General features: G+C 67.3%; 15 protein-coding genes. 11 read left to right on the forward strand and 4 right to left on the reverse strand.

The window, feature by feature from the left end; genetic code table 11:
• Positions 1-54: 54 nt before the first annotated feature.
• Positions 55-942 (forward strand): polyphosphate kinase 2 family protein, encoded by an 888-nt coding sequence (locus FHS98_RS03765; protein WP_167099991.1) that lies wholly within the window; start codon positions 55-57, stop codon positions 940-942.
• Here FHS98_RS03765 and greB read toward each other — a convergent pair whose 3' ends face one another.
• Together greB and FHS98_RS03775 are read right to left on the reverse strand one after the other, a co-directional pair.
• Complete coding sequence (gene greB / locus FHS98_RS03770; RefSeq protein WP_167100386.1) at positions 943-1,425, reverse strand: transcription elongation factor GreB; 483 nt, start codon at positions 1,423-1,425, stop codon at positions 943-945.
• A gap of 5 nt (positions 1,426-1,430) precedes the next feature.
• Positions 1,431-3,479, reverse strand: coding sequence for a lytic transglycosylase domain-containing protein (locus FHS98_RS03775; protein WP_243847823.1), 2,049 nt, complete (start codon positions 3,477-3,479; stop codon positions 1,431-1,433).
• A gap of 124 nt (positions 3,480-3,603) precedes the next feature.
• On the opposite strand from FHS98_RS03775, the gene dapA reads away from it, so the two are divergent.
• From dapA to alaS, 9 genes are all read left to right on the forward strand, one after another.
• A complete protein-coding gene (gene dapA / locus FHS98_RS03780; RefSeq protein ID WP_167099997.1) occupies positions 3,604-4,479 on the forward strand; it encodes a 4-hydroxy-tetrahydrodipicolinate synthase in 876 nt (291 codons plus the stop codon).
• Complete coding sequence (smpB, locus tag FHS98_RS03785) at positions 4,479-4,961, forward strand: SsrA-binding protein SmpB (RefSeq protein ID WP_167100000.1); 483 nt, start codon at positions 4,479-4,481, stop codon at positions 4,959-4,961. Before dapA ends, smpB begins: the two co-directional genes overlap by 1 nt.
• Before the next feature lie 85 nt (positions 4,962-5,046).
• Positions 5,047-7,107: a M13 family metallopeptidase gene (locus FHS98_RS03790; protein WP_167100003.1), complete on the forward strand. Its 2,061-nt coding sequence runs from the start codon at positions 5,047-5,049 to the stop codon at positions 7,105-7,107.
• 42 nt (positions 7,108-7,149) lie between these two features.
• A complete protein-coding gene (locus FHS98_RS03795) occupies positions 7,150-9,630 on the forward strand; it encodes a hybrid sensor histidine kinase/response regulator (RefSeq protein ID WP_208401930.1) in 2,481 nt (826 codons plus the stop codon).
• Between the two features lie 38 nt (positions 9,631-9,668).
• A complete protein-coding gene (locus FHS98_RS03800) occupies positions 9,669-10,028 on the forward strand; it encodes a response regulator (protein ID WP_167100006.1) in 360 nt (119 codons plus the stop codon).
• Positions 10,029-10,133: 105 nt separating this feature from the next.
• Complete coding sequence (gene recA, locus FHS98_RS03805) at positions 10,134-11,219, forward strand: recombinase RecA (RefSeq protein ID WP_019833330.1); 1,086 nt, start codon at positions 10,134-10,136, stop codon at positions 11,217-11,219.
• 137 nt (positions 11,220-11,356) lie between these two features.
• Entirely contained in the window at positions 11,357-11,980 is a 624-nt protein-coding gene (locus tag FHS98_RS03810; protein ID WP_167100009.1) for a glutathione S-transferase family protein, read from the forward strand.
• Positions 11,973-13,235, forward strand: coding sequence for a M24 family metallopeptidase (locus tag FHS98_RS03815; RefSeq protein ID WP_167100393.1), 1,263 nt, complete (start codon positions 11,973-11,975; stop codon positions 13,233-13,235). Before FHS98_RS03810 ends, FHS98_RS03815 begins: the two co-directional genes overlap by 8 nt.
• Before the next feature lie 52 nt (positions 13,236-13,287).
• Positions 13,288-15,948: an alanine--tRNA ligase gene (gene alaS, locus FHS98_RS03820; protein ID WP_167100012.1), complete on the forward strand. Its 2,661-nt coding sequence runs from the start codon at positions 13,288-13,290 to the stop codon at positions 15,946-15,948.
• A gap of 267 nt (positions 15,949-16,215) precedes the next feature.
• On the opposite strand, the gene FHS98_RS03825 is transcribed toward alaS, so the two are convergent.
• Complete coding sequence (locus FHS98_RS03825) at positions 16,216-17,985, reverse strand: cation:proton antiporter domain-containing protein (RefSeq protein WP_167100015.1); 1,770 nt, start codon at positions 17,983-17,985, stop codon at positions 16,216-16,218.
• A 72-nt stretch (positions 17,986-18,057) separates the two neighbouring features.
• Positions 18,058-19,278, reverse strand: a complete 1,221-nt coding sequence (locus tag FHS98_RS03830) for an NADP-dependent isocitrate dehydrogenase (RefSeq protein ID WP_167100018.1) — start codon at positions 19,276-19,278, stop codon at positions 18,058-18,060.
• Between the two features lie 116 nt (positions 19,279-19,394).
• Between FHS98_RS03830 and FHS98_RS03835 the strand changes: the two genes are divergently transcribed.
• A complete protein-coding gene (locus FHS98_RS03835; RefSeq protein ID WP_167100021.1) occupies positions 19,395-20,129 on the forward strand; it encodes a phosphatidylserine decarboxylase in 735 nt (244 codons plus the stop codon).
• The last annotated feature ends 20 nt before the right edge of the window (positions 20,130-20,149 follow it).

Below are 20,149 nucleotides of genomic sequence, written 5' to 3' on the forward strand. Positions count from 1 at the left end.
TAACCGTAATGCCCTGTCTCGCCTAAACATGCGCGGTCGCCTAGCCCTTTGGCTATGGCGATCGCCTTGTCCAACTTCGAGAGCGGCCCGGCGCTGACCGGCGACTATGGCGAAGCCATGGCCGCCGTGCAGCGCCGCCTCGCGCACGCGCAGGTGGCGCATGTCGCCCAGCGCCGCCGTGCGATCGTGATGTTCGAAGGCTGGGACTGTGGCGGCAAGGCCGAGACGATCCGCGAACTTGTCTCAGGATGGGACGCGCGCCATTACGCGGTCTGGCCGATCGGCGCGCCGACCGTCGAGGAACGCGCGCGGCATTTCCTGTGGCGCTTCTGGTCGCGGTTGCCGGCGGACGGCGAGATCGGCGTGTTCGACCGGAGCTGGTACGGCCGCGTGCTGACCGAGCGGGTCGAGGGCTTCGCCAGCGACAAGGAATGGCGCCGGGCTTACGACGAGATCAACGAGTTCGAGGCGCAGCAGCGCGACAGCGGCACCACGCTCGTCAAGCTTTTCCTCCACGTCTCCGAGGATGAGCAGGATCGGCGGATGCGGGCACGGCTGGCCGATCCGTGGACGGCCTGGAAGGTCAGCGGCGACGATTTCCGCGCGCGTGAGCGGCGCCCCGCTTATGTCGCGGCGATGGAGGATATGTTCGCCCACACGGACACGCGCTGGGCGCCGTGGAAGCTGATCGACGGCGTGAATATCGAATTCGCCCATATCACCGCGCTGACGCATGTGGCCGAGGCGCTGGAGAAGGCCGTCTCGATGACGCCTCCCGAAATCGCGCCCGAGATCGAGGCGCTGGCGAAGGTGCATTTCGGGCCGGACTGGCGGAATGAAGGCCGCTCCCAGCCGGCATCGCTCGATGCGGCTCGCGAGCGCCATGCGCGCGACGGCGGCGACGAACCCGACTCGCCGCCTTATGAGCCGCTCTCCGCCTGATTAGGCGTCGGGGTAGCGGATCGCGACCACCTCATATTCCTTCTCGCCCGCCGGCAGCATCACCCGCCGCAGATCGCCCAGCGCGGCACCGCGCAGCGCGCGCGCCAATGGGGAGTGCCAACTGATCCGCCCCGAAGAAGCATCTGCCTCGTCCACACCGACCAGGGTTACGGTGCGTTCCTCGTCATCCTCGTCCGCGACGGTGACGGTCGCGCCGAAGAAGACGCGGCCGCGATCGGGCTGCTTGGCGGGATCGACGACCTGCGCTTTGGACATCTTCTTGGAGAGGCGATCGAGCGTCCGGTCGATCTCGCGCAGGCGCTTGCGGCCGTAGATGTAATCGCCGTTCTCGGAACGATCGCCATTGCCGGCGGCCCAACTGATCGTCTCGACCAGCGCGGGGCGCTCGATCTCGAAAAGCTGCTGATATTCGGTGCGAAGCCGGGAATAGCCCTCGGGCGTGATGTAGTTGGGGCGATCCACGATGCTCAACCCGGCGTCCGCTTGTTGAGATAATAGGAGAGGCGGTTGGTGTTGGGCTGGCCGGCCCGCAGCGGATTGATCGTGTCGTAGACCACGACATTCTCCAGCACGTTCTGCACATAGCCGCGCGTCTCGGAGAAGGGGATCGCCTCGATCCAGTCGACTGGATCGACCCCGCCCGAGCGCGGATCGCCATAGGTGGCGAGCCAGCGGCGGACATTGCCGGGGCCGGCGTTATAGGCCGCCAGCGCCAGCACATAATTACCGCTGAACATGTCCATGATCCGCCCGAAATAGGCGGTGCCGAGCTGCATGTTATAGCCCGGATCGCTGGTCAGCCGCATATAGTCATAGGGCAGGCCGAGCTTTTCGGACTGTTCGCGCGCGGTGACGGGCATGAGCTGCATCATGCCGCGCGCGCCGGTCCGCGAGACGGCCTCCCGGTCGAACTGGCTCTCCTGCCGCATGATGCCGTGGATGAAGGAGAAGCTGTTCGCGATCTCCGGCGGCACAGGCAGCACCGGGAAGCCCGAGCGCACATAATCGCTGGCGCTCTCGGGCTTGGCGGCGCGCTCCGCCATCACGCCAAGGTCCGGCCGGCCGAGATCGCGGGCGAGCCTCGCGATCAGGATATGCTCGTTGTCGCTGAGCTGGCTCTCGGCGGCGATGGTGCGCAGGAAGAGGCTCTGATCCTGCCAGTCGCCGAGCTGGCCGAGGATGCGCGCGGCACGGACCACCTCGCGCGCTTCAAACGCCTTGGCGTCGGCTTCGGGCACCTGGATGCCGCTGGCGTCGAGTGGTGCCGGGACGGCCTTGCCGAGCCGCTCAAGCGCAAGCTGCCCGTAGAACTGATCGGGGAAGGCGGCCGCGTTCGCGAAATAGCCCTGCGCGCCCGTCTGGTCGCCCGCGGCGAGCGCCGCCCTGCCGGCCCAGTAATAGCCCTTGGAGCGCGAACCGGGGCTCTGCGAGGCGTCGGCATAGGCGCGGAACATCGCCACCGCATCCAATGCCCGGCCGAGATGCTGGAGGGCGGTCGTGCCCGCCAGCCAGGAGAGGCTGGTGAACACGTCGCGCGGGGCGAAGGGCAGGGCACGGACGCTGGTGCCGGCCGGATAGATGTCGGTGAGCTGGCTTGCGATCCCGTAGGCCTGCGCCCACTGCTGGTCCGCGGCGGCCGAGCGGGCAACGGAGAGCAGGGTCTCCATATAGCGCGTCGCGTTGAAGGCCGGCGCGGTCAGCCGGTGCGGCTGGGCGAGTTCGAAACGGGCGACGGGTTCCTGCCCCGTCTGGCGCAGCCAGTTGACGCGATCGACCAGATAGCCGGCATCGCCATTCGCGGCCGTGCCGAGCGCCGCGGCCTGGGAAGCGGCGTCCGCCGACTTGAGCTGATATGCGAGCCGGGCCGAGAAAATCGCGCGCCGGGCGGGGCTTGTCAGCGGAAGCTGGCGCTGGGCGGCAACGAAGGCGCGGTTCCAGAGCAGAGCTTCCATCCGCTGATCCTGATCGGCCTGCGTCAGCGCGCCGGAGAAGGTGGCCATGATGCGCGCTTCGTCGCTGGTGTTGATCGCGCCCGACGTCCAGGCCGCGCGCGCCGCCGCCTGCGCCTCGGCGGCCCGGCCGCGCGCATAGAGGGCTTCCGCGAGGCGGAGCTGGCCCGCGCCGGTCTGCGGCGGGAAGCGGGTGAGGAAGGCGATCACCGATTCGGGCGGCGTCACATCCGGCTGGATCGCGTTTTCCGCCAGCCTGCGCATCTGCGCCTCGCCCGGCCAGCCGGGATGCGCGAGCAGGAAGCTGCTATAATCCTGGAACAGCAGGCTGTTGCTCTGCCGCAGGCGCTTCCAGTTCACCAGCCCTTCGGCAACGGGATCGCTTTGCAGGCCGGTTGTGGCGGCCTGCGGCGGCGCGTAGGCGTAAGCGCCGGCAGACGGGCTCGGCGGCGTGACCGCCGACGCGCTGGAAAGGCCGAGCTGCGCCCGATACCAGGCGACCTGCTGGGGGGTGAGGGCGGAGGCCGCTGCGGTGGCGGCCAGGAGGAGCGCTGGGACGCTGAGCATGGCCCTGCGATGGAGCATGCTGGACAGGATGCCAACCCGCTCCTTATCAGGCGCTGAATGTTTCAGGCCCCCCGACATGGGGCGGAGTATGCCGCGTCGCAGCGCCGGCGTGAAGGAGAACAGGATGTTTTCGGGCTCGATCCCCGCTTTGGTGACGCCTTTTCGCGATGGCCGTTTCGACGAGCAGGCGTTTCGTTCTTTCGTCGAGTGGCAGATCGAGCAGGGTTCGTCCGCGCTCGTGCCGTGCGGCACGACCGGCGAATCGGCGACCATGTCGATCGCCGAGCATGACCGTGTCGTCGCGATCTGTATCGAGCAGGCGGCGGGCCGGGTGCCGGTGATCGCGGGTTGCGGCTCCAACGACACGCTGGTCGCGCTCGATCATATGCGCTCGGCCAGGAGCGCGGGGGCGGATGCGGCGCTGGTGGTGCTGCCCTATTACAACCGGCCCAATCAGGAAGGGCTCTACGCCCATTTCTCCTATCTGGCCGAGCATTGCGACCTGCCGATCGTCGTCTACAACGTGCCGACCCGCACGGTGACCGACATCACCACGCAGACGCTCGCCCGCATCGCCGAGATTCCGACCGTCGTGGGCATCAAGGATGCATCGGGCAATCTCGCCCGCGTCTCCGCCCAGCGACTCGCGTGCGGCGAGGATTTCTGCCAGCTCTCCGGCAATGACGACATGACGCTGGGCTTCATGGCGATGGGCGGCCGGGGCGCCATCTCGGTGACGGCCAATGTCGCGCCGCGCCTCTGCGCCGACTTCCAGAACGCGTGCCTCAACGGCGACTGGGCGGCGGCGCTGGCGCTTCAGGATCGGCTCTTCCCGCTGCACACCGCGCTGTTCACGGATGCCTCGCCCGGCCCGATCAAATATGCGCTGTCGAAGGTGCGTCCGTCCTTCCCGGCCGAGCTGCGCCTGCCGATGACCCCGGCCGGCGAGGCGAGCCGCCATGCGGTGGATGAAGCCCTGAAGGTCGCGGGGCTGATCTGATGGCGCGTCCCCGTCCGCAGGAGTTCAACAAGAAGAAGGTCGTCGCCGAGAACCGGCGGGCGCGGTACGAATATTTCCTCGAACAATTTTTCGAGGCGGGGATCGCGCTCACCGGCACCGAGGTGAAATCGCTGCGCTTCGGCGAGGGATCGATCGCGGAGAGCTATGCGGAGATCAAGGGCGATCAGGTCAATCTCATCAACGCCAATATCCCCGAATTCAGCCACGGCAACCGCTTCAACCATGAGCCCAAGCGCCCGCGCAAATTGCTGCTTCATGCCAAGGAAATCGACAAGATGCGCAATGGCGTGTCGCGCGAGGGCATGACGCTCATTCCGCTGTCGATCTACTTCAACGAGCGTGGGCGGGCGAAGGTCGAGCTGGCGCTGGCCAAGGGCAAGAAGCTCCACGACAAGCGCGAAACCGCCAAGGAGCGCGACTGGAAACGCGAGCAGGGGCGCCTGCTGCGCGATCGCGGTTAGGGGCACGCTCCGCCACGAGCCGTGCCCTTGCGCCGATGGGCCGAGGTGCTATGCCTCTCTCATACACTAAAAGAGGGGTGCTCGAATGCGTGTCACCATCGTCGCGTTGTTGGCTTCCACCATGCTCGCGGGGGCGGCCGTCGCCGCTCAGCCCGCCTCGTTCCTGACCCCCGTGGCGTCGGGTTCGAAGGCGGCCGTTGCGGGCAAGCCGACCTATGGCAGCTTCGGTTTCGACGAAACCGGCATGAACAAGGCGGTCAAGGCCGGTAACGACTTCTACGGCTACGCCAATGGCGGCTGGGATGCGGCGACGCAGATCCCGCAGGATCGTTCCAGCTACGGCATGTTCCACAAGCTCCAGGATCTGTCGCTGGCGCGCACGCGGTCGATCCTCGAAGCCGCCGAGAAGCAGCCGAACAGCAAGATCGGCCTGTTCTACGCGAGCTTCATGGACGAGGCGGCGGTGAACGCGAAGGGTGCGGCGCCGATCAAGCCCTGGCTCGACCAGATCAAGGCGGTCCACGACAAGGATGCGCTCGCCACCGAGATCGCGACGCTGACCCGCGCGGGCGTGCGGACGCCCTTCGAGACCTATGTCGGGCCGGACGACAAGAACCCCACCGCCTATATCGCGCAGTTCGGCCAGTCCGGCCTCGGGCTCCCGGACCGCGACTATTACCTCAAGGACGATGCCGCGCTGGCGAAGGTGCGTCCGCTCTACGTCGCCTATCTCGCCAAGCTGCTGACGCTGGCCGGCGAGCCGGATGCAGAAGCCCGCGCCGCGGCGATCATGGCGTTCGAGACGAAGATGGCGCAGGTCCACTGGTCGCGGATCGATTCGCGCGATGCGGACAAGGTCTACAACAAATGGTCGCGTGCCGATTTCGACGCCAAGGCGCCGGGATTCCCGTGGGGCGCCTATCTGAACACGCTGGGTTACGGCGCCCAGCCCGATTTCCTCGTCGCCCAGCCGAGCGCCTTCACCGGCGAGGCTAAGCTCTATGCCGACACGCCGCTGCCCGTGCTGAAGGACTATCTGCTGGTCCGTACGATCAGCAGCTATGCGCGCTATCTCTCGGCGCCGTTCGTGGATGCGAGCTTCGCGTTCAACGGCACGGTGCTCTCCGGCACGCCGCAGAATCAGCCGCGCTGGAAGCGGGGCGTGAACCTCGTCTCCAACGAGATGGGCGAGGCGGTCGGCCAGGACTATGTCGCGAAATATTTCCCGCCGGAAGCCAAGGCGGCGGCGGATGCGCTGGTCCATAACATCATCGCCGCCTTCGGCCAGCGCCTCCAGAAACTCGCCTGGATGGATCCGGCGACCAAGCAGAAGGCGCTGGAGAAGCTCGCCGCCTTCACGCCGAAGATCGGCTACCCGACCAAGTGGCGCGATTATTCGACGCTGGAGATCAGGGCCGGCGATCTGGTCGGCAACGTCGCCCGTGCCGAGGGCTTCGAATATCAGCGCAATCTCAACAAGCTCGGCAAGCCGATCGACCGGACCGAGTGGGGCATGACGCCCATGGAGATCAACGCCTACGCCAACCCGGTGATGAACGAGATCGTCTTCCCGGCGGCGATCCTCCAGCCGCCCTTCTTCGATCCGAAGGCGGACCCGGCGGTGAACTATGGCGGCATCGGCGCCGTGATCGGCCATGAGCTCAGCCATCATTTCGACGATCAGGGCCGCAAGTACGATCTCACCGGCAAGCTCACCGACTGGTGGACGCAGCAGGACGTGACGCGCTTCACCGCGCTCACCGACAAGCTGGTGAAGCAGTATGACGCCTATGAGCCGATCCCCGGCCAGCATGTGCAGGGCGAGCTGACGCTGGGCGAGAACATGGCGGATTTGGCCGGCCTCACCGTCAGCCATGACGCCTATGTCCTGTCGCTCGGCGGCAAGCCGGCACCGGTGCTTGACGGCTTCACCGGCGACCAGCGCTTCTATCTGGGCTGGGCGCAGGTGTGGCGCACCAAGTATCGCGAGCCGGCGCTGCGCCAGCAGCTCCTCACCGATCCGCACTCGCCGGGGCCGGAGCGCGTCGACGAGGTGCGCAACATGAACCCCTGGTACAAGGCGTTCGACGTGACGCAGGGCGAGAAGCTGTACCTCACGCCCGCCGAGCGCGTGCAGGTCTGGTAAGCGCGGATTGACGGGAGGACGTCCGGCGGCGGAAGAAGGGACATGCGTTCCTTCGTCCCCCGCATCGATGCCCTCCCGTTACGCGCCGCGGCGCCGGCCCGGCCGGGGCGCTCCGCAGATCGGCTGATCGCGATCGGGGTGATGGGCCTCGGCATCGCCTCGTCGGTGATGCTGGCGCGCGCGGCGGGGGACTGGCGTTTCGCCATCGGCTTCCTCGTCGGCTTCTCAGCGATCGCGACGGCGGCCATCATCGTCGCGCGCAGCCGCCTCGGCTTCTCCATCGAGCGTGCGGCGCCCCGGCCGGATCGCGCTTTGCTGCGCGCCGCGCTCGATGCCACGGAAGACCCGGCTGCGATCACCGATCGCACGGGAAAGCTCGTCGCGGCCAATCTCGCTTATATGGATCGCTTCGGGCCGGGATCCACGCCGCCGATGCTGCCGGGGCTTGATCTCTATGCCGAGACGATCGCCGGCGCGGGCCGCACCGCCTGGCGCGACGGCGAGGCCGAGACGCAGCTCGGCGCCACCCGCATCCATCTCCGCGTCGTCCGCACAGGCGTCGGCGAGGATCATCTCATGTGGCGGATCGGCGACGGCCGGGGCGAAGGGCGGGCGGATGCGCTGCGCCTCGTCGGCGGCGGCTTCGGCGAGCGGCTGGGCCGGGCCGGGCTGATGGCGGCGCTGATCGACGAGCGCGGCCGCATCCTCGTCGCCAACAAGGTGTTCACCGTCCGCGCGACGGGCAGCCAGTCGGGCAATTGCACCGGCCGGGATTTCGCCGCCTGCCTCGTGCAGGATGCGCAGGGAACGCTCCGCTTCGCCCGCGAGGAGGATGGGGGCGATCCGTTGCGCCTGCTCCACATTCCGCTCGATGACGGCGAGTTGGCGGCGGGCGCCGCGGCGATGCTTCTGTTCGACGAGCCTGCCTCGCAGCAGGCCGAATCGAATTCGACCAATCCGGCCGACATCTATGGCCTTCTCGGGATGCTTCCGCTCGGCCTCGCGCTGATCGATCGGGACGGGCGCTTTCTCTATCAGAACGAGCCCTTCCTTCAGGCAGCCGGCCATGGCGAGGCGGAGCGCGCGGTCTATCCGGGCGATCTCGTGGTCAAGGAAGACAAGACCGCCGTCTCCGATGCGGTCCGGCGCTTCGCGGCGTCGAAGCCGGCGCCGGGGCCGTTCGGCCATGGCCCGATCCTGTCGGGCGACATCGCGGTCCGCCTGCGCGCGCGGCCGGACGAGCCGATCTCGCTCACCGTCGCTTCGGCGCGCGGGCTGGGGGAGGCTTCTGTGCTGCTCAGCCTCAAGGACAGCGCGGAGGAAGGGCGGCTTCAGCGGCAGGTCGCGCAGGCCACCAAGATGCAGGCGGTGGGCCAGCTCGCCGGCGGCGTCGCGCATGATTTCAACAATATCCTCACCGCCGTGCTGGGCCATTGCGACCTGATCCTGATGCGCCACACGCCCGGCGACAGCGACTATGACGACATCCAGCAGATCCGCCACAACGCCAACCGCGCGGCAGGTTTGACGCGTCAGCTTCTAGCCTTCTCACGCCAGCAGACGCTGCGGCCGCAGGTGCTCCAGCTTCCCGACGTGATCTCCGAAGTGTCGAATCTTCTGCGCCGCCTGACGGGCGAGAGTATGCAACTCGTCATCAATCATGGCCGTGCGCTAGGGCCGGTGCGCGCCGATCCGGGCCAGCTCGAACAGGTGATCGTCAACCTCGCGGTCAACGCGCGCGACGCGATGCCGCATGGCGGCACGCTCACCATCCGCACCTATGCCGTCACCGCGGCGGAGGTCCGCCGGCTCGGCGCCGACATCCTGCCGATCGGCGATTACAGCGCGATCAGCGTCACCGACACCGGCACCGGCATCCCGCCGGACGTGCTGCCCAAGATATTCGAGCCCTTCTTCACCACCAAGGATGTCGGCAAGGGCACGGGGCTCGGTCTCTCGACCGTCTACGGCATCGTCAAGCAGTCGGGCGGGTTCATCTTCGCCGATTCGGAGATCGGGCAGGGCACGAGCTTCGTGATCTATTTCCCTGTCTTCCACGGCGAGGCGGCGGAGGCTCAGCCGGTCGCGCCGAAACAGGCGCCGCAGGAATTGTGGGGCACGGGCTCGATCCTCGTCGTCGAGGATGAGGATATGGTGCGATCGGTGGCGGAGCGCGCGCTGACCCGTCAGGGCTATCAGGTCCGCACCGCATCGAACGGCGAGGAAGCGCTGGAGATCCTGGAGCACGTCGCCGCCGAGGAGGAAGGGGGCGGCTTCGATCTGCTCATCTCCGATGTGATGATGCCGACGATGGACGGCCCGACGATGGTGGGCCATGCCCGCCGGCGTTTTCCCGAGCTGCCGATCCTGTTCATGTCGGGCTATGCCGAGGAACAGCTCCGCCGCTCGATCGACATCGAGAACGTCTCCTTCCTCGCCAAGCCCTTCTCGGTCCAGCAGCTCGCCGAGGCGGCGCGCGACGCGCTGACCCGCCATGCGCGGGTCGCGGCGGAGCGGAAATAAATCTTGTCCTGCAACGGTTTCGACGGTTACTCGGGGGTATGACAAGCCGCAGCCGCTCGATCCTGATCGTGGAGGATGAATCGCTGATCGCGATGATGCTCGAGGATTTTCTCGACATCCTCGGCCATGCGGTCGCCGGAACGGAGGATAGCGTCTCCGGTGCGCTGGTGCGGATCGAGCAGGGCGGTTTCGACATGGCGATCATCGACGTGCATCTTTGCAATGAGGTCTGCTGGCCGGTCGCCGACGCGCTGGCCGATCGTGGCATTCCCTTCATGCTGGCGACGGGCGGGCACACCGAGCCGCCGCCCGCGCGCCATGCGGCGGCGCCCGTCCTCGCCAAGCCGTTCACGCTCTCCGGCGTGGAGCAGGCGATCGGGGCGATTGCCCCAGCCTGACCATTGTTCTTCTCTTGTTCTGTTGGAACGAAGGTGGTACGGCCATCTTCGTCGACGCCGCGCATTGATGCTCGCGCAGGCTGGCTCTAACGAGGGGACAGGCAGATGGCCGCATCACTCAAAGTCATCGGGACAAACGCGGATATGATCGACAAGCTGGCGATCTCGGACAGGCAGAAGGCGCTCGACGCCGCCCTGGCGCAGATCGATCGCGCCTTCGGCAAGGGCTCGGCCATGCGGCTGGGCTCCAAGGAAACCATGCAGGTCGAGGCGATCTCGACCGGCTCGCTCGGGCTGGATATCGCGCTCGGCGTCGGCGGCCTGCCGCGCGGGCGCGTGATCGAGGTCTATGGCCCGGAAAGCTCGGGCAAGACGACGCTCGCGCTCCATGTGATCGCCGAAGCGCAGAAGAATGGCGGCACGGCGGCCTTCGTCGACGCCGAACACGCGCTCGACCCGGTCTATGCGAAGAAGCTGGGCGTGAACATCGACGAGCTGATCGTCTCGCAGCCGGATACCGGCGAGCAGGCGCTGGAGATCACCGACACGCTGGTCCGCTCCAACGCGATCGACGTGCTGGTGGTCGATTCGGTCGCCGCGCTGGTGCCGAGGGCGGAAATCGAGGGCGAGATGGGCGACAGCCATGTCGGCCTTCAGGCGCGTCTGATGTCGCAGTCGCTGCGCAAGCTGACCGGCTCGATCAGCCGTTCGCGCTGCATGGTGATCTTCATCAACCAGCTCCGCATGAAGATCGGCGTGATGTACGGCAACCCGGAGACGACGACGGGCGGCAACGCGCTGAAGTTCTACGCCTCCGTCCGTCTCGACATCCGTCGCACCGGCCAGATCAAGGACAAGGACGACATCATCGGCAGCTCCACCCGCGTGAAGGTGGTGAAGAACAAGGTCGCCCCGCCGTTCAAGCAGGTCGAATTCGACATCATGTATGGCGAGGGCATCTCGAAGATCGGCGAACTGCTCGACATCGGCGTGAAGGCCGGGCTGGTCGAGAAGTCGGGCGCGTGGTTCTCCTATGACTCGATCCGCATCGGCCAGGGCCGCGAGAATGCCAAGACCTATCTCAAGGAAAATCCCGAGCTGGCGGCGAAGCTCGAAAAGGCGATCCGATCGAAGACCGACGACGTCGCCGAAACCATGATGACCGGCCCGGAGCCCGACGACGATCTTTGACGACGAGCGGCCGCGCACCTCCCGACGGGATGCGCGGCCGTTGACGATTTTCCGTTCTCAATCCTCTCGCGCTCGTCCATGAAATCCTTCGGCCGGATGTCTTCCGGCCTCCCCAGCCGGGGTCGGGAGTCGCGCCAATGATCCTCGTCCACCATCTCCAGAACAGCCGGTCGCAGAGGGTGCTGTGGCTGCTGGAGGAATTGGGTTTCCCGTTCGAGGTCCGGCGTTACGAGCGCGATCCGAAGACGCTGCTGGCCCCGCCCGAGCTTCGCCGCATCCATCCGCTTGGCAAGGCGCCGATCGTCGAGGTGGACGGGCTGACGCTGGTCGAGACCGGTGCGATCGTCGAATATCTGGTGACGCGGGCGGATGGCCGTCTCGGCCCTCCGGCCGATCCGGTCGCGGCGCAGCGCTGGCGGCAATATCTCCATTATGCGGAAGGTTCGATGATGCCGCCGCTGTTCGGGCTGTTGGTGGTGCGTCGTCTGGGGTTGCTCGGCCGGCCAGCGCTGGGGCCGCTGCTCAGGATGTTCGCGGCGCATCTGCGCTGGCTCGAAGCCGAATTGGCCGGGCGCGACTGGTTCGCCGGGGATGTTTTCACGGCCGCGGACGTGATGATGAGTTTCCCGCTCGAGGCGGCCACCCAGCGGGCCGGCCTGGACCGGCAATATCCGCGCCTGCTGGCGTGGCTGGAGCGGATCCATGCGCGCCCGGCCTATCGCACCGCCCTGAACCGAGGAGGCCCTTATGTTTATGCGTGAACCGGTCGGGCGGAGAAACATCCTCGGCGGCATCGCTCTGGCCGGCGCGGCATTGACGCTGCCCGGCGCAGGGTGGGCCGGAAAGCCGAGCGGCCTGGCCGGGTTGTCGCCGCTGGCCGGCGCTCCCGTCCCGATCTCGAAGGAGGAGCGCGAGGCGCGGATCGAGAAGGCGCGTCGCCTCATGCGCGCGCAGGGGATTTCGGCGCTGCTCGTCGAGCCGGGGGCTTCGCTGATCTATTTCACGGGCATCGAATGGCATCGAAGCGAACGGCTGACGGCGGCGGTCATCCCCGTCGACGGGGAGGTCGCGATCGTAACCCCGTTCTTCGAAGAGCCCTCGGTCCGCCAGACGCTCGCGGTGCCCGCCGAAGTCCGCGTGTGGGAAGAGGATGAAGATCCGCTCGCTCTGGTCGCGGCGATATTGACCGATCGCAAGCTGGCCAGCGGCGTCATCGCGATCGAGGAGACCGTCCGTTATTTCGCGGTGGATGGGCTGATGAAGGCCTTACCCCACGCGCGGATCGTCTCCGGCGCTCCGGTGGTGCGCGGGTGCCGCATGATGAAATCGCCCGCCGAGATCGCGTTGATGCAGCGCGCCACGGACGTCACCATCGCCGCTTATCGCCATGTGATCCCGCGCGTGAAACCGGGCATGGCGCCAGCCGACGTTTCCCGGATGATGGACGAGGCGACGGTCGCGCTGGGCGGATCGCCCGAATTCTCGCTGGTGCTGATGGACGCCGCAGCGGCCCTCCCGCACGGATCGCACGAGCGGCAGGTGGCGCGCGAGGGCGGCATCGTCCTGATGGACTGCGGCTGCACGGTGCAGGGCTATCAGTCCGATGTGTCGCGCACCTTCGTGCTCGGCCAGCCGAGTGCGCGGCAGCGACAGGTATGGGATCAGGTCCATCGCGGGCAACAGGTCGCTTTCGAGGCGGCGAGGATCGGCACGCCGGCGGGCGAAGTCGATGACGCGGTCCGACGCTATTATGAGAGCCTCGGCTATGGCCCGCGCTATGCGCTGCCGGGGCTGGCGCACCGCACCGGCCACGGCATCGGGCTCGATGGGCATGAACCGGTGAATCTGGTCCATGGCGAGCAGACGAGGCTGGCGGCGGGCATGTGCTTCTCCGATGAGCCGGGCCTCTATATCCCCGGCGAGTTCGGCATCCGGCTGGAGGATTGTTTTCACATGACGGAGGCGGGGCCACGCTGGTTTTCGACGCCGCCGGCCTCGATCGATCGGCCGGTATAATGGACGCACCTGCTCGCTTGTGCCGCCGCACGCCCTCGCTTAAATCGCGCGCATGACATCGACGAACGACATCCGCCGCTCCTTCCTCGACTTCTTCGGCCGCGAGGGGCATCAGATCGTGCCTTCGGCGCCGCTGGTGCCGCATAACGATCCGACGCTGATGTTCGTGAACGCAGGCATGGTGCCGTTCAAGAACGTGTTCACCGGTCTGGAGACGCGGCCTTATTCGACCGCGACCTCATCGCAGAAGTGCGTGCGGGCGGGCGGCAAGCATAACGATCTCGACAATGTCGGCTATACGGCGCGGCATCACACCTTCTTCGAGATGCTCGGCAATTTCTCGTTCGGCGATTATTTCAAGGAACAGGCGATCCTCAATGCCTGGACGCTCGTCAACAAGGAGTGGGGCCTCGACAGGGACCGGCTGACCGTCACCGTCTATCACACGGACGATGAAGCCTTCGATCTGTGGAAGAAGATCGCCGGCCTGCCCGACAGCCGCATCATCCGCATCCCGACCAGCGACAATTTCTGGTCGATGGGCGATACAGGCCCGTGCGGCCCCTGCTCGGAAATCTTCTGGGATCATGGCGATCACATCCCTGGCGGCCCTCCCGGCAGCCCGGACGAGGATGGCGACCGATTCGTCGAGATCTGGAACCTGGTGTTCATGCAGTATGAGCAGGTCGATGCCGAGACGCGCCTCGCCTTGCCGCGCCCGTCGATCGACACCGGCATGGGCCTCGAGCGTGCCGCCGCCGTGCTCCAGGGGGTTCACGACAATTATGACACGGACACGTTCCGCGCGCTGATCGCGGCGTCGGGCGAACTGACCAGGACGCGGACCGACGGCGATCAGAAGGCGTCGCATCGCGTGATCGCGGACCATCTGCGCGCGTCGGGCTTTCTCGTGGCCGATGGCGTGCTGCCGGCGAACGAAGGACGCGGCTATGTGCTGCGCCGGATCATGCGCCGCGCGATGCGTCACGCGCACCTGCTGGGCGCGCCGGAGCCGTTGATGCACCGCCTCGTGCCGTCGCTGGTGGCGGAGATGGGGGCTGCCTATCCCGAGCTTGTCCGCGCGCAGCCGCTGATCGAAGAGACGCTGAAGCTGGAGGAGACCCGTTTCCGCCAGACACTCGCCAACGGCCTGCGCCTGCTCGACGAGGCGACCGCCGGCATGGGCGAGGGCGCGACGCTGCCGGGCAATGTCGCGTTCAAGCTCTACGACACCTACGGATTCCCTTATGATCTGACCGAAGACGCGCTGCGCACGCAGGGCCTTCAGGTCGATCGCGCCGGCTTCGACGCCGCGATGGCGGAGCAGAAGGCGGCGGCCCGCGCGGCCTGGAAGGGCTCGGGCGAGAAGGCGTCGGACGAAGTGTGGTTCGACATCGCCGAGGAGTTCGGCGGCACCGAATTCGTCGGCTATTCGACCACCGAGGGCGAGGGCAGCGTCGTCGCGATCGTGCGCGATGGCGAGCGCGTGAAGGCCGCGCAGACCGGCGACGAGGTGTTCATCCTCACCAACCAGACGCCCTTCTATGGCGAGAGCGGCGGTCAGGTCGGCGACGTCGGCGTCATCACCGGCGACGCCGGCTTCGAGGCCGAAGTGACCGATACGCCCAAGCCGCTCGGCCGCCTCCATGCGCATCGCGCCGTGATCGAGGGCGGCGAGGTGAAGGTGGGCGATGCGGTTCATCTCAAGGTCGATGTCGAGCATCGCAACGAGGTCCGCGCCAATCACTCGGCGACGCACCTGCTGCACGCGGCGCTGCGCAACCATCTCGGCAAGCATGTGTCGCAGAAGGGCAGCATGGTCGCGGCCGATCGCCTGCGCTTCGACTTCGCGCACCAGAAGGCGATGACCGCGCAGGAGATCGCCGCGGTCGAGGCCGAGGTGAACCGGCAGATTCGCGAGAATGCGCAGGTCGGCACGCGCCTGATGACGCCTGACGACGCGATCGCGGCCGGCGCCATGGCCCTGTTCGGCGAGAAATATGGCGACGAGGTGCGTGTTCTCTCGATGGGCCATGTCGGCGAGCATGGCACCTATTCGGTCGAGTTGTGCGGCGGCACGCACGTCTCCGCGCTGGGCGACATCGCGCTGTTCAAGATCGTGTCGGAGAGCGCCGTCTCGTCCGGCGTCCGCCGTATCGAGGCGTTGACCGGCGAGGCCGCGCGCCAGTGGCTGACCGGTCGCGAGGACCGGCTGAAGGAAGCCGCCGCGACGCTCAAGGCCTCGCCCGAGGAAGTGCCGGCGCGCATCGCCGCGCTGGTCGAGGAGCGTCGCCGTCTGGAGCGCGAACTGGCTGACGCCAAGAAGGCGCTGGCGCTGGGCGGCGGCGGTGCGGCCAAGGCCGAGCAGGCGGTCGAGCAGGTCGGCGGCCATGGCTTCCTCGGCCAGGTGATCGAAGGGCTCGACCCCAAGAGCCTGCGCGGACTGGTCGACGAGGCCAAGCAGAAGCTCGGTTCGGGCGTGGCCGTGCTGGTCGCGGTGAACGAAGGGCGCGGCTCGGTCGCGGTCGGTATCACCGACGATCTGAAGGGCAGCCGTAACGCGGTCGATCTCGTCAAGGCGGCGGTCACCGCGCTGGGCGGGCAGGGCGGCGGCGGTCGTCCCGACATGGCGCAGGGCGGCGGCCCGGATGGAGACAAGGCGTCCGATGCGGTCGCCGCGGTGCGGGCGGCGCTGGAGACGGTTGCCGCCTGAGTGGCGTGCGGTCGCACGGGCCGGCAACGCCGGACAGCCCGGATGGCGGCAGTCGGAATGGGTGCCCCATCGGTGCGACGATGGGGCGCTCGCCGTCCGGGACAAGAGCGGTTTCGCGTTTATGCTGGATTGCGGCAAACATCCGTCATCATGCGGATGTTCGCACGGCGTTTGGGGCATGGAGCCGGCCGGCCACGGTGCAGGGCGGACCGTCGCCAAGGCCACCGTCCGCGCTGCATTTGAACGACGGGTGCCGGTAGCGCCCGTTCAGGCATCCCGCAACCGGCGGCCGCGCTCCTTCGGGGCTTCGCTCAGGCCGCCCATCTCCATGATCGATGCGCGCTGCTCGGCGCGTTTCTCGTGGATCGAAGCGATCACCGGGCCGACTGCCACGCCGATCTCGGTCAGCACCGCCTCGGAAAGCTGGAAGGAGCTTTCGAGCTGTTCGGGCACGGCGTCGGTCGCGCCGGCGCGGTAGAGTTGCGCCGCGTTGCGCGCATCGCGGGCGCGCGCGATGATCGGCAGATCGTGGTGCGCGTCGCGGATGCGCCGGGTCAGGCGGAGCTGTTGCACCGGATCGTCCATGGTGAGCACCACGGCGGCGGCGTGATCCAGCCCGAGCCTGTCGATCATTTCTGCACGGCTGGCGTCTCCGAACAGCACCGCAAACCCCTCCTTCCGGGCGGCCGAAACGGCATCGATATCGGCGTCCACCGCGAGATAGGGGCGCTCATGCGTGGCGAGCATGGAGGCGACCAGCCGCCCGACGCGACCGAAGCCGACGATCAGCACGCGCGCGGCGGGGCCGGGTTCGGGAATGGTCGCCGTCTCGCGGGTCTGGCGGCGCTCGACGCGGCGGGCGACGTCGCGGCCGAGATGGGCGAGCAGCGGCGTGATGGTGAGGCCGATCGCGGTCACCGTCTGCCAGAAGGCGGCGGCATCGGGCTGGACGAGTCCGCCGGCCTGCGCGGCGCCGAGCACGATCAGCGTCGTCTCGGAGGGCGAGGCCATCAGCAGCCCGGTCTCGACCGCAGCGCCCGGCCGCGTGCCCGACAGCCGCAGCAGCAGCGCCGTCACCACCGACTTGGCGAGCACCACGCCGGCCACCGCGAGCACCAGCGCCCCCCATTGCGAGGCGAGCGCCGCGACATCGATGCTCATGCCAACGGTGATGAGGAATACGCCGAGCGCGAGCCCCCGGAAGGGCGCGGTGATGACTTCAACCTCGGTGTGATATTCGGTCTCGGCGATCAGAAGCCCTGCGAGCAGCGCGCCGACGATGGGCGAAAGCCCGGCGGCCGTCGTCGCGATCGAGGCGAGGATGACGACGAGCAGGCTGATCGCGAGGAACAGCTCGGGGCTCTTGGTGCGTGCGGCCTGCGCGAAAAGCGGAGGCAGGGCGAAACGCCCGGCCACGAGCAGCAGCAGGACGGTGAGGCCGCCGGACATCAGCGTCGACATCAGTTCGCTCCAGCCGCCGCCCGCATTCGGCCCCAGTGCGGCGAGCGCGAAGAGGATCGGCACCAGCGCCAGATCCTCGAACAGGAGCATCGCGAACGCCCCGCTGCCGACCTCGCCCGACGTGCCCGTCATCGGCAGCACCAGCGCGGTCGAGGAGAGGGCCAAGGCCAGGCCCAGCCCCAGCGCCCCGGCCGGCGCCTGACCGAACAGCATCAGCGTCCCCCCGATCACCGCGGCGGAGAGGATCAGTTCGGCCGAGCCGACGCCGAACACTTTGGTCCGCATCGACCAGAGGCGCCGGAAGGACAGCTCCAGCCCGATCGCGAACAGCAGCAGCACGATGCCGAACTCCGCGAAGGGCTCGATCGCGTGCGGATCGGTGATGGTGAGATGATAGAGCCACGGCCAGCGCGGCTGGAGCGCGCCCAGCCCATGCGGCCCGAGGGCGAGGCCCACGAGGATGAAGCCGATCACCGGGTTCACGCGGAAGCGCGCGAAGGCGGGGATCACGATGCCGGCGGCGCCCAGGATGACGAGCGCGTCGGAGAATCCGGTCGATTGGGTTGGGAAGGCCATACCCCATCTATGACAAGAGCGCGGGCAGGCTGGCTAGCCCACCCGCGCTCCCGATGCATTATTCGGGAAGGATCAGGCCCAGTTGGCCATCGCCTTCTCGAGATTGGCGACGATCGCGTCGAAGAACTGCTCGGTCGTCATCCAGTTCTGGTCCGGGCCGACGAGGATCGCGAGATCTTTGGTCATCTGGCCGCCCTCGACGGTGTCGACGCAGACCTTCTCCAGCGTCTCGGCGAAGCGCACCACATCCGGCGTGTTGTCGAACTTGCCGCGGAACTGGAGGCCCTGCGTCCAGGCGAAGATCGAGGCGATCGGGTTGGTCGAGGTCGCCTTGCCCTGCTGGTGCATACGGTAATGGCGCGTGACGGTGCCGTGCGCGGCTTCCGCTTCGATCGTCTTGCCGTCCGGCGTCATCAGCACCGAGGTCATCAGGCCGAGCGAGCCGAAGCCCTGCGCGACGGTGTCCGACTGCACGTCGCCGTCATAATTCTTGCAGGCCCAGACGAACTTGCCGCTCCACTTGAGCGCGGAGGCGACCATGTCGTCGATCAGGCGATGCTCGTAGACGATGCCCTTGGCGGCGAACTGATCCTTGAACTCGGCGTCGAACACTTCCTGGAACAGATCCTTGAAGCGGCCGTCATAGGCCTTGAGGATCGTGTTCTTGGTGGAGAGATACAGCGGCCAGCCGCGATCGAGCGCGTAGTTCATGCTGGCGCGCGCGAAATCGCGGATCGAATCGTCGAGGTTGTACATGCCCATCGCCACGCCGGCGGACGGGAACTGGAACACCTCATGCTCGATGACCTGGCCGTCTTCGCCGGTGAAGGTCATCTTGAGCGTGCCGGGGCCGGGCACCTTGAAATCGGTCGCGCGATACTGGTCGCCGAAGGCATGACGGCCGACGACGATCGGGTCCGTCCAGCCCGGAACGAGGCGGGGGACGTTGCGCATCACGATCGGCTCGCGGAAGATCGTGCCGCCCAGGATGTTGCGGATCGTGCCGTTGGGCGACTTCCACATCTTCTTGAGCTTGAATTCCTCGACGCGCGCCTCGTCGGGGGTGATCGTGGCGCACTTCACGCCGACGCCATGCTTCTGGATCGCCTTGGCGCTGTCGATCGTGACCTGATCGTTGGTCGCGTCGCGGTTCTCGACCGAGAGGTCGTAATATTCGAGGTCGATGTCGAGATACGGCTTGATGAGCCGCTCGCGAATCCCTTCCCAGATGATCCGCGTCATCTCGTCGCCGTCGAGTTCGACGACCGGGGTCTGCACCTTGATCTTGGCCATGGGGGCTCCGCTGATGCACCGGCGAACGCGCCGGCTGAGGTTTGTCGAGCCGCTTAGGCCTGTGTGAGGCACGGATCAACCGTGACAGAGGATGGGAGACGCCTTAGGAAGACGCGATGACATCCCTTGAAAAACCCGACACTGGCACCAGCACCGTCCGCTGGCGCTTTCCCGCCGTCCACCCCGAGGGCTACAAGTTCGCGGCCATCGCCGGCGCGATCACCGCGGCCCTGTTCCTGCTGTTGCCGCAGGCCTTCGGCTGGCTGGGCGTGGGCATCACGATCTGGGTGCTGGCCTTCTTCCGCGATCCGGTCCGCACGACGCCCAAGGCGCCGGGCATGATCGTGGCGCCGGCGGACGGGCTCGTCACCCTCATCACCACCATGCCGCCGCCGCGCGAACTGGTGGGCGAGGGCGCCCTCTCGCCGGAGCCGGTGGTGCGCGTGTCGATCTTCATGTCCGTGTTCGACGTGCACATCAATCGCTCGCCGATCGGCGGCACGATCAGCCGCGTCGTCTATATCTCGGGCAAGTTCCTCAACGCCGATCTCGACAAGGCGAGCGAGGAGAATGAGCGCCAGCATATCCTCGTCGAGGATCGCGACGGCATGAAGATCGGCTTCACGCAGATCGCGGGCCTCGTCGCGCGGCGCATCGTGCCGTTCGTGAAGCCAGGTGATATCATCGCCGCCGGCCAGCGTGTCGGCCTGATCCGCTTCGGCAGCCGTGTCGACGTGTACCTGCCCGCCGGCACCGGCTCGCAGGTGCTGCTCGGCCAGCGCACCATCGCGGGCGAGACCGTGCTCGGCGTCGCCGGCCGCGACGAGCGGATCGACGGTATCGCCCAGTGAGCGACCCCGATCGCGACCGG

The sequence above is a fragment of the Sphingomonas oligoaromativorans genome (genome assembly GCF_011762195.1).
GTDB lineage: Bacteria > Pseudomonadota > Alphaproteobacteria > Sphingomonadales > Sphingomonadaceae > Solisphingomonas > Solisphingomonas oligoaromativorans.

What these genes read in the sequence shown, in the direction of transcription:
- FHS98_RS03815 (WP_167100393.1), top strand. Translation starts at nt 11,973, where the DNA reads ATGCGTGAACCGGTCGGGCGGAGAAACATCCTCGGCGGCATCGCTCTG.
- recA (WP_019833330.1), top strand. Translation starts at nt 10,134, where the DNA reads ATGGCCGCATCACTCAAAGTCATCGGGACAAACGCGGATATGATCGAC.
- alaS (WP_167100012.1), top strand. Translation starts at nt 13,288, where the DNA reads ATGACATCGACGAACGACATCCGCCGCTCCTTCCTCGACTTCTTCGGC.
- FHS98_RS03830 (WP_167100018.1), bottom strand. Translation starts at nt 19,278, where the DNA reads ATGGCCAAGATCAAGGTGCAGACCCCGGTCGTCGAACTCGACGGCGAC.
- FHS98_RS03795 (WP_208401930.1), top strand. Translation starts at nt 7,150, where the DNA reads ATGCGTTCCTTCGTCCCCCGCATCGATGCCCTCCCGTTACGCGCCGCG.
- FHS98_RS03775 (WP_243847823.1), bottom strand. Translation starts at nt 3,479, where the DNA reads ATGCTCAGCGTCCCAGCGCTCCTCCTGGCCGCCACCGCAGCGGCCTCC.
- smpB (WP_167100000.1), top strand. Translation starts at nt 4,479, where the DNA reads ATGGCGCGTCCCCGTCCGCAGGAGTTCAACAAGAAGAAGGTCGTCGCC.
- dapA (WP_167099997.1), top strand. Translation starts at nt 3,604, where the DNA reads ATGTTTTCGGGCTCGATCCCCGCTTTGGTGACGCCTTTTCGCGATGGC.
- FHS98_RS03790 (WP_167100003.1), top strand. Translation starts at nt 5,047, where the DNA reads ATGCGTGTCACCATCGTCGCGTTGTTGGCTTCCACCATGCTCGCGGGG.
- FHS98_RS03800 (WP_167100006.1), top strand. Translation starts at nt 9,669, where the DNA reads ATGACAAGCCGCAGCCGCTCGATCCTGATCGTGGAGGATGAATCGCTG.
- FHS98_RS03835 (WP_167100021.1), top strand. Translation starts at nt 19,395, where the DNA reads ATGACATCCCTTGAAAAACCCGACACTGGCACCAGCACCGTCCGCTGG.
- FHS98_RS03765 (WP_167099991.1), top strand. Translation starts at nt 55, where the DNA reads ATGGCGATCGCCTTGTCCAACTTCGAGAGCGGCCCGGCGCTGACCGGC.
- FHS98_RS03810 (WP_167100009.1), top strand. Translation starts at nt 11,357, where the DNA reads ATGATCCTCGTCCACCATCTCCAGAACAGCCGGTCGCAGAGGGTGCTG.
- FHS98_RS03825 (WP_167100015.1), bottom strand. Translation starts at nt 17,985, where the DNA reads ATGGCCTTCCCAACCCAATCGACCGGATTCTCCGACGCGCTCGTCATC.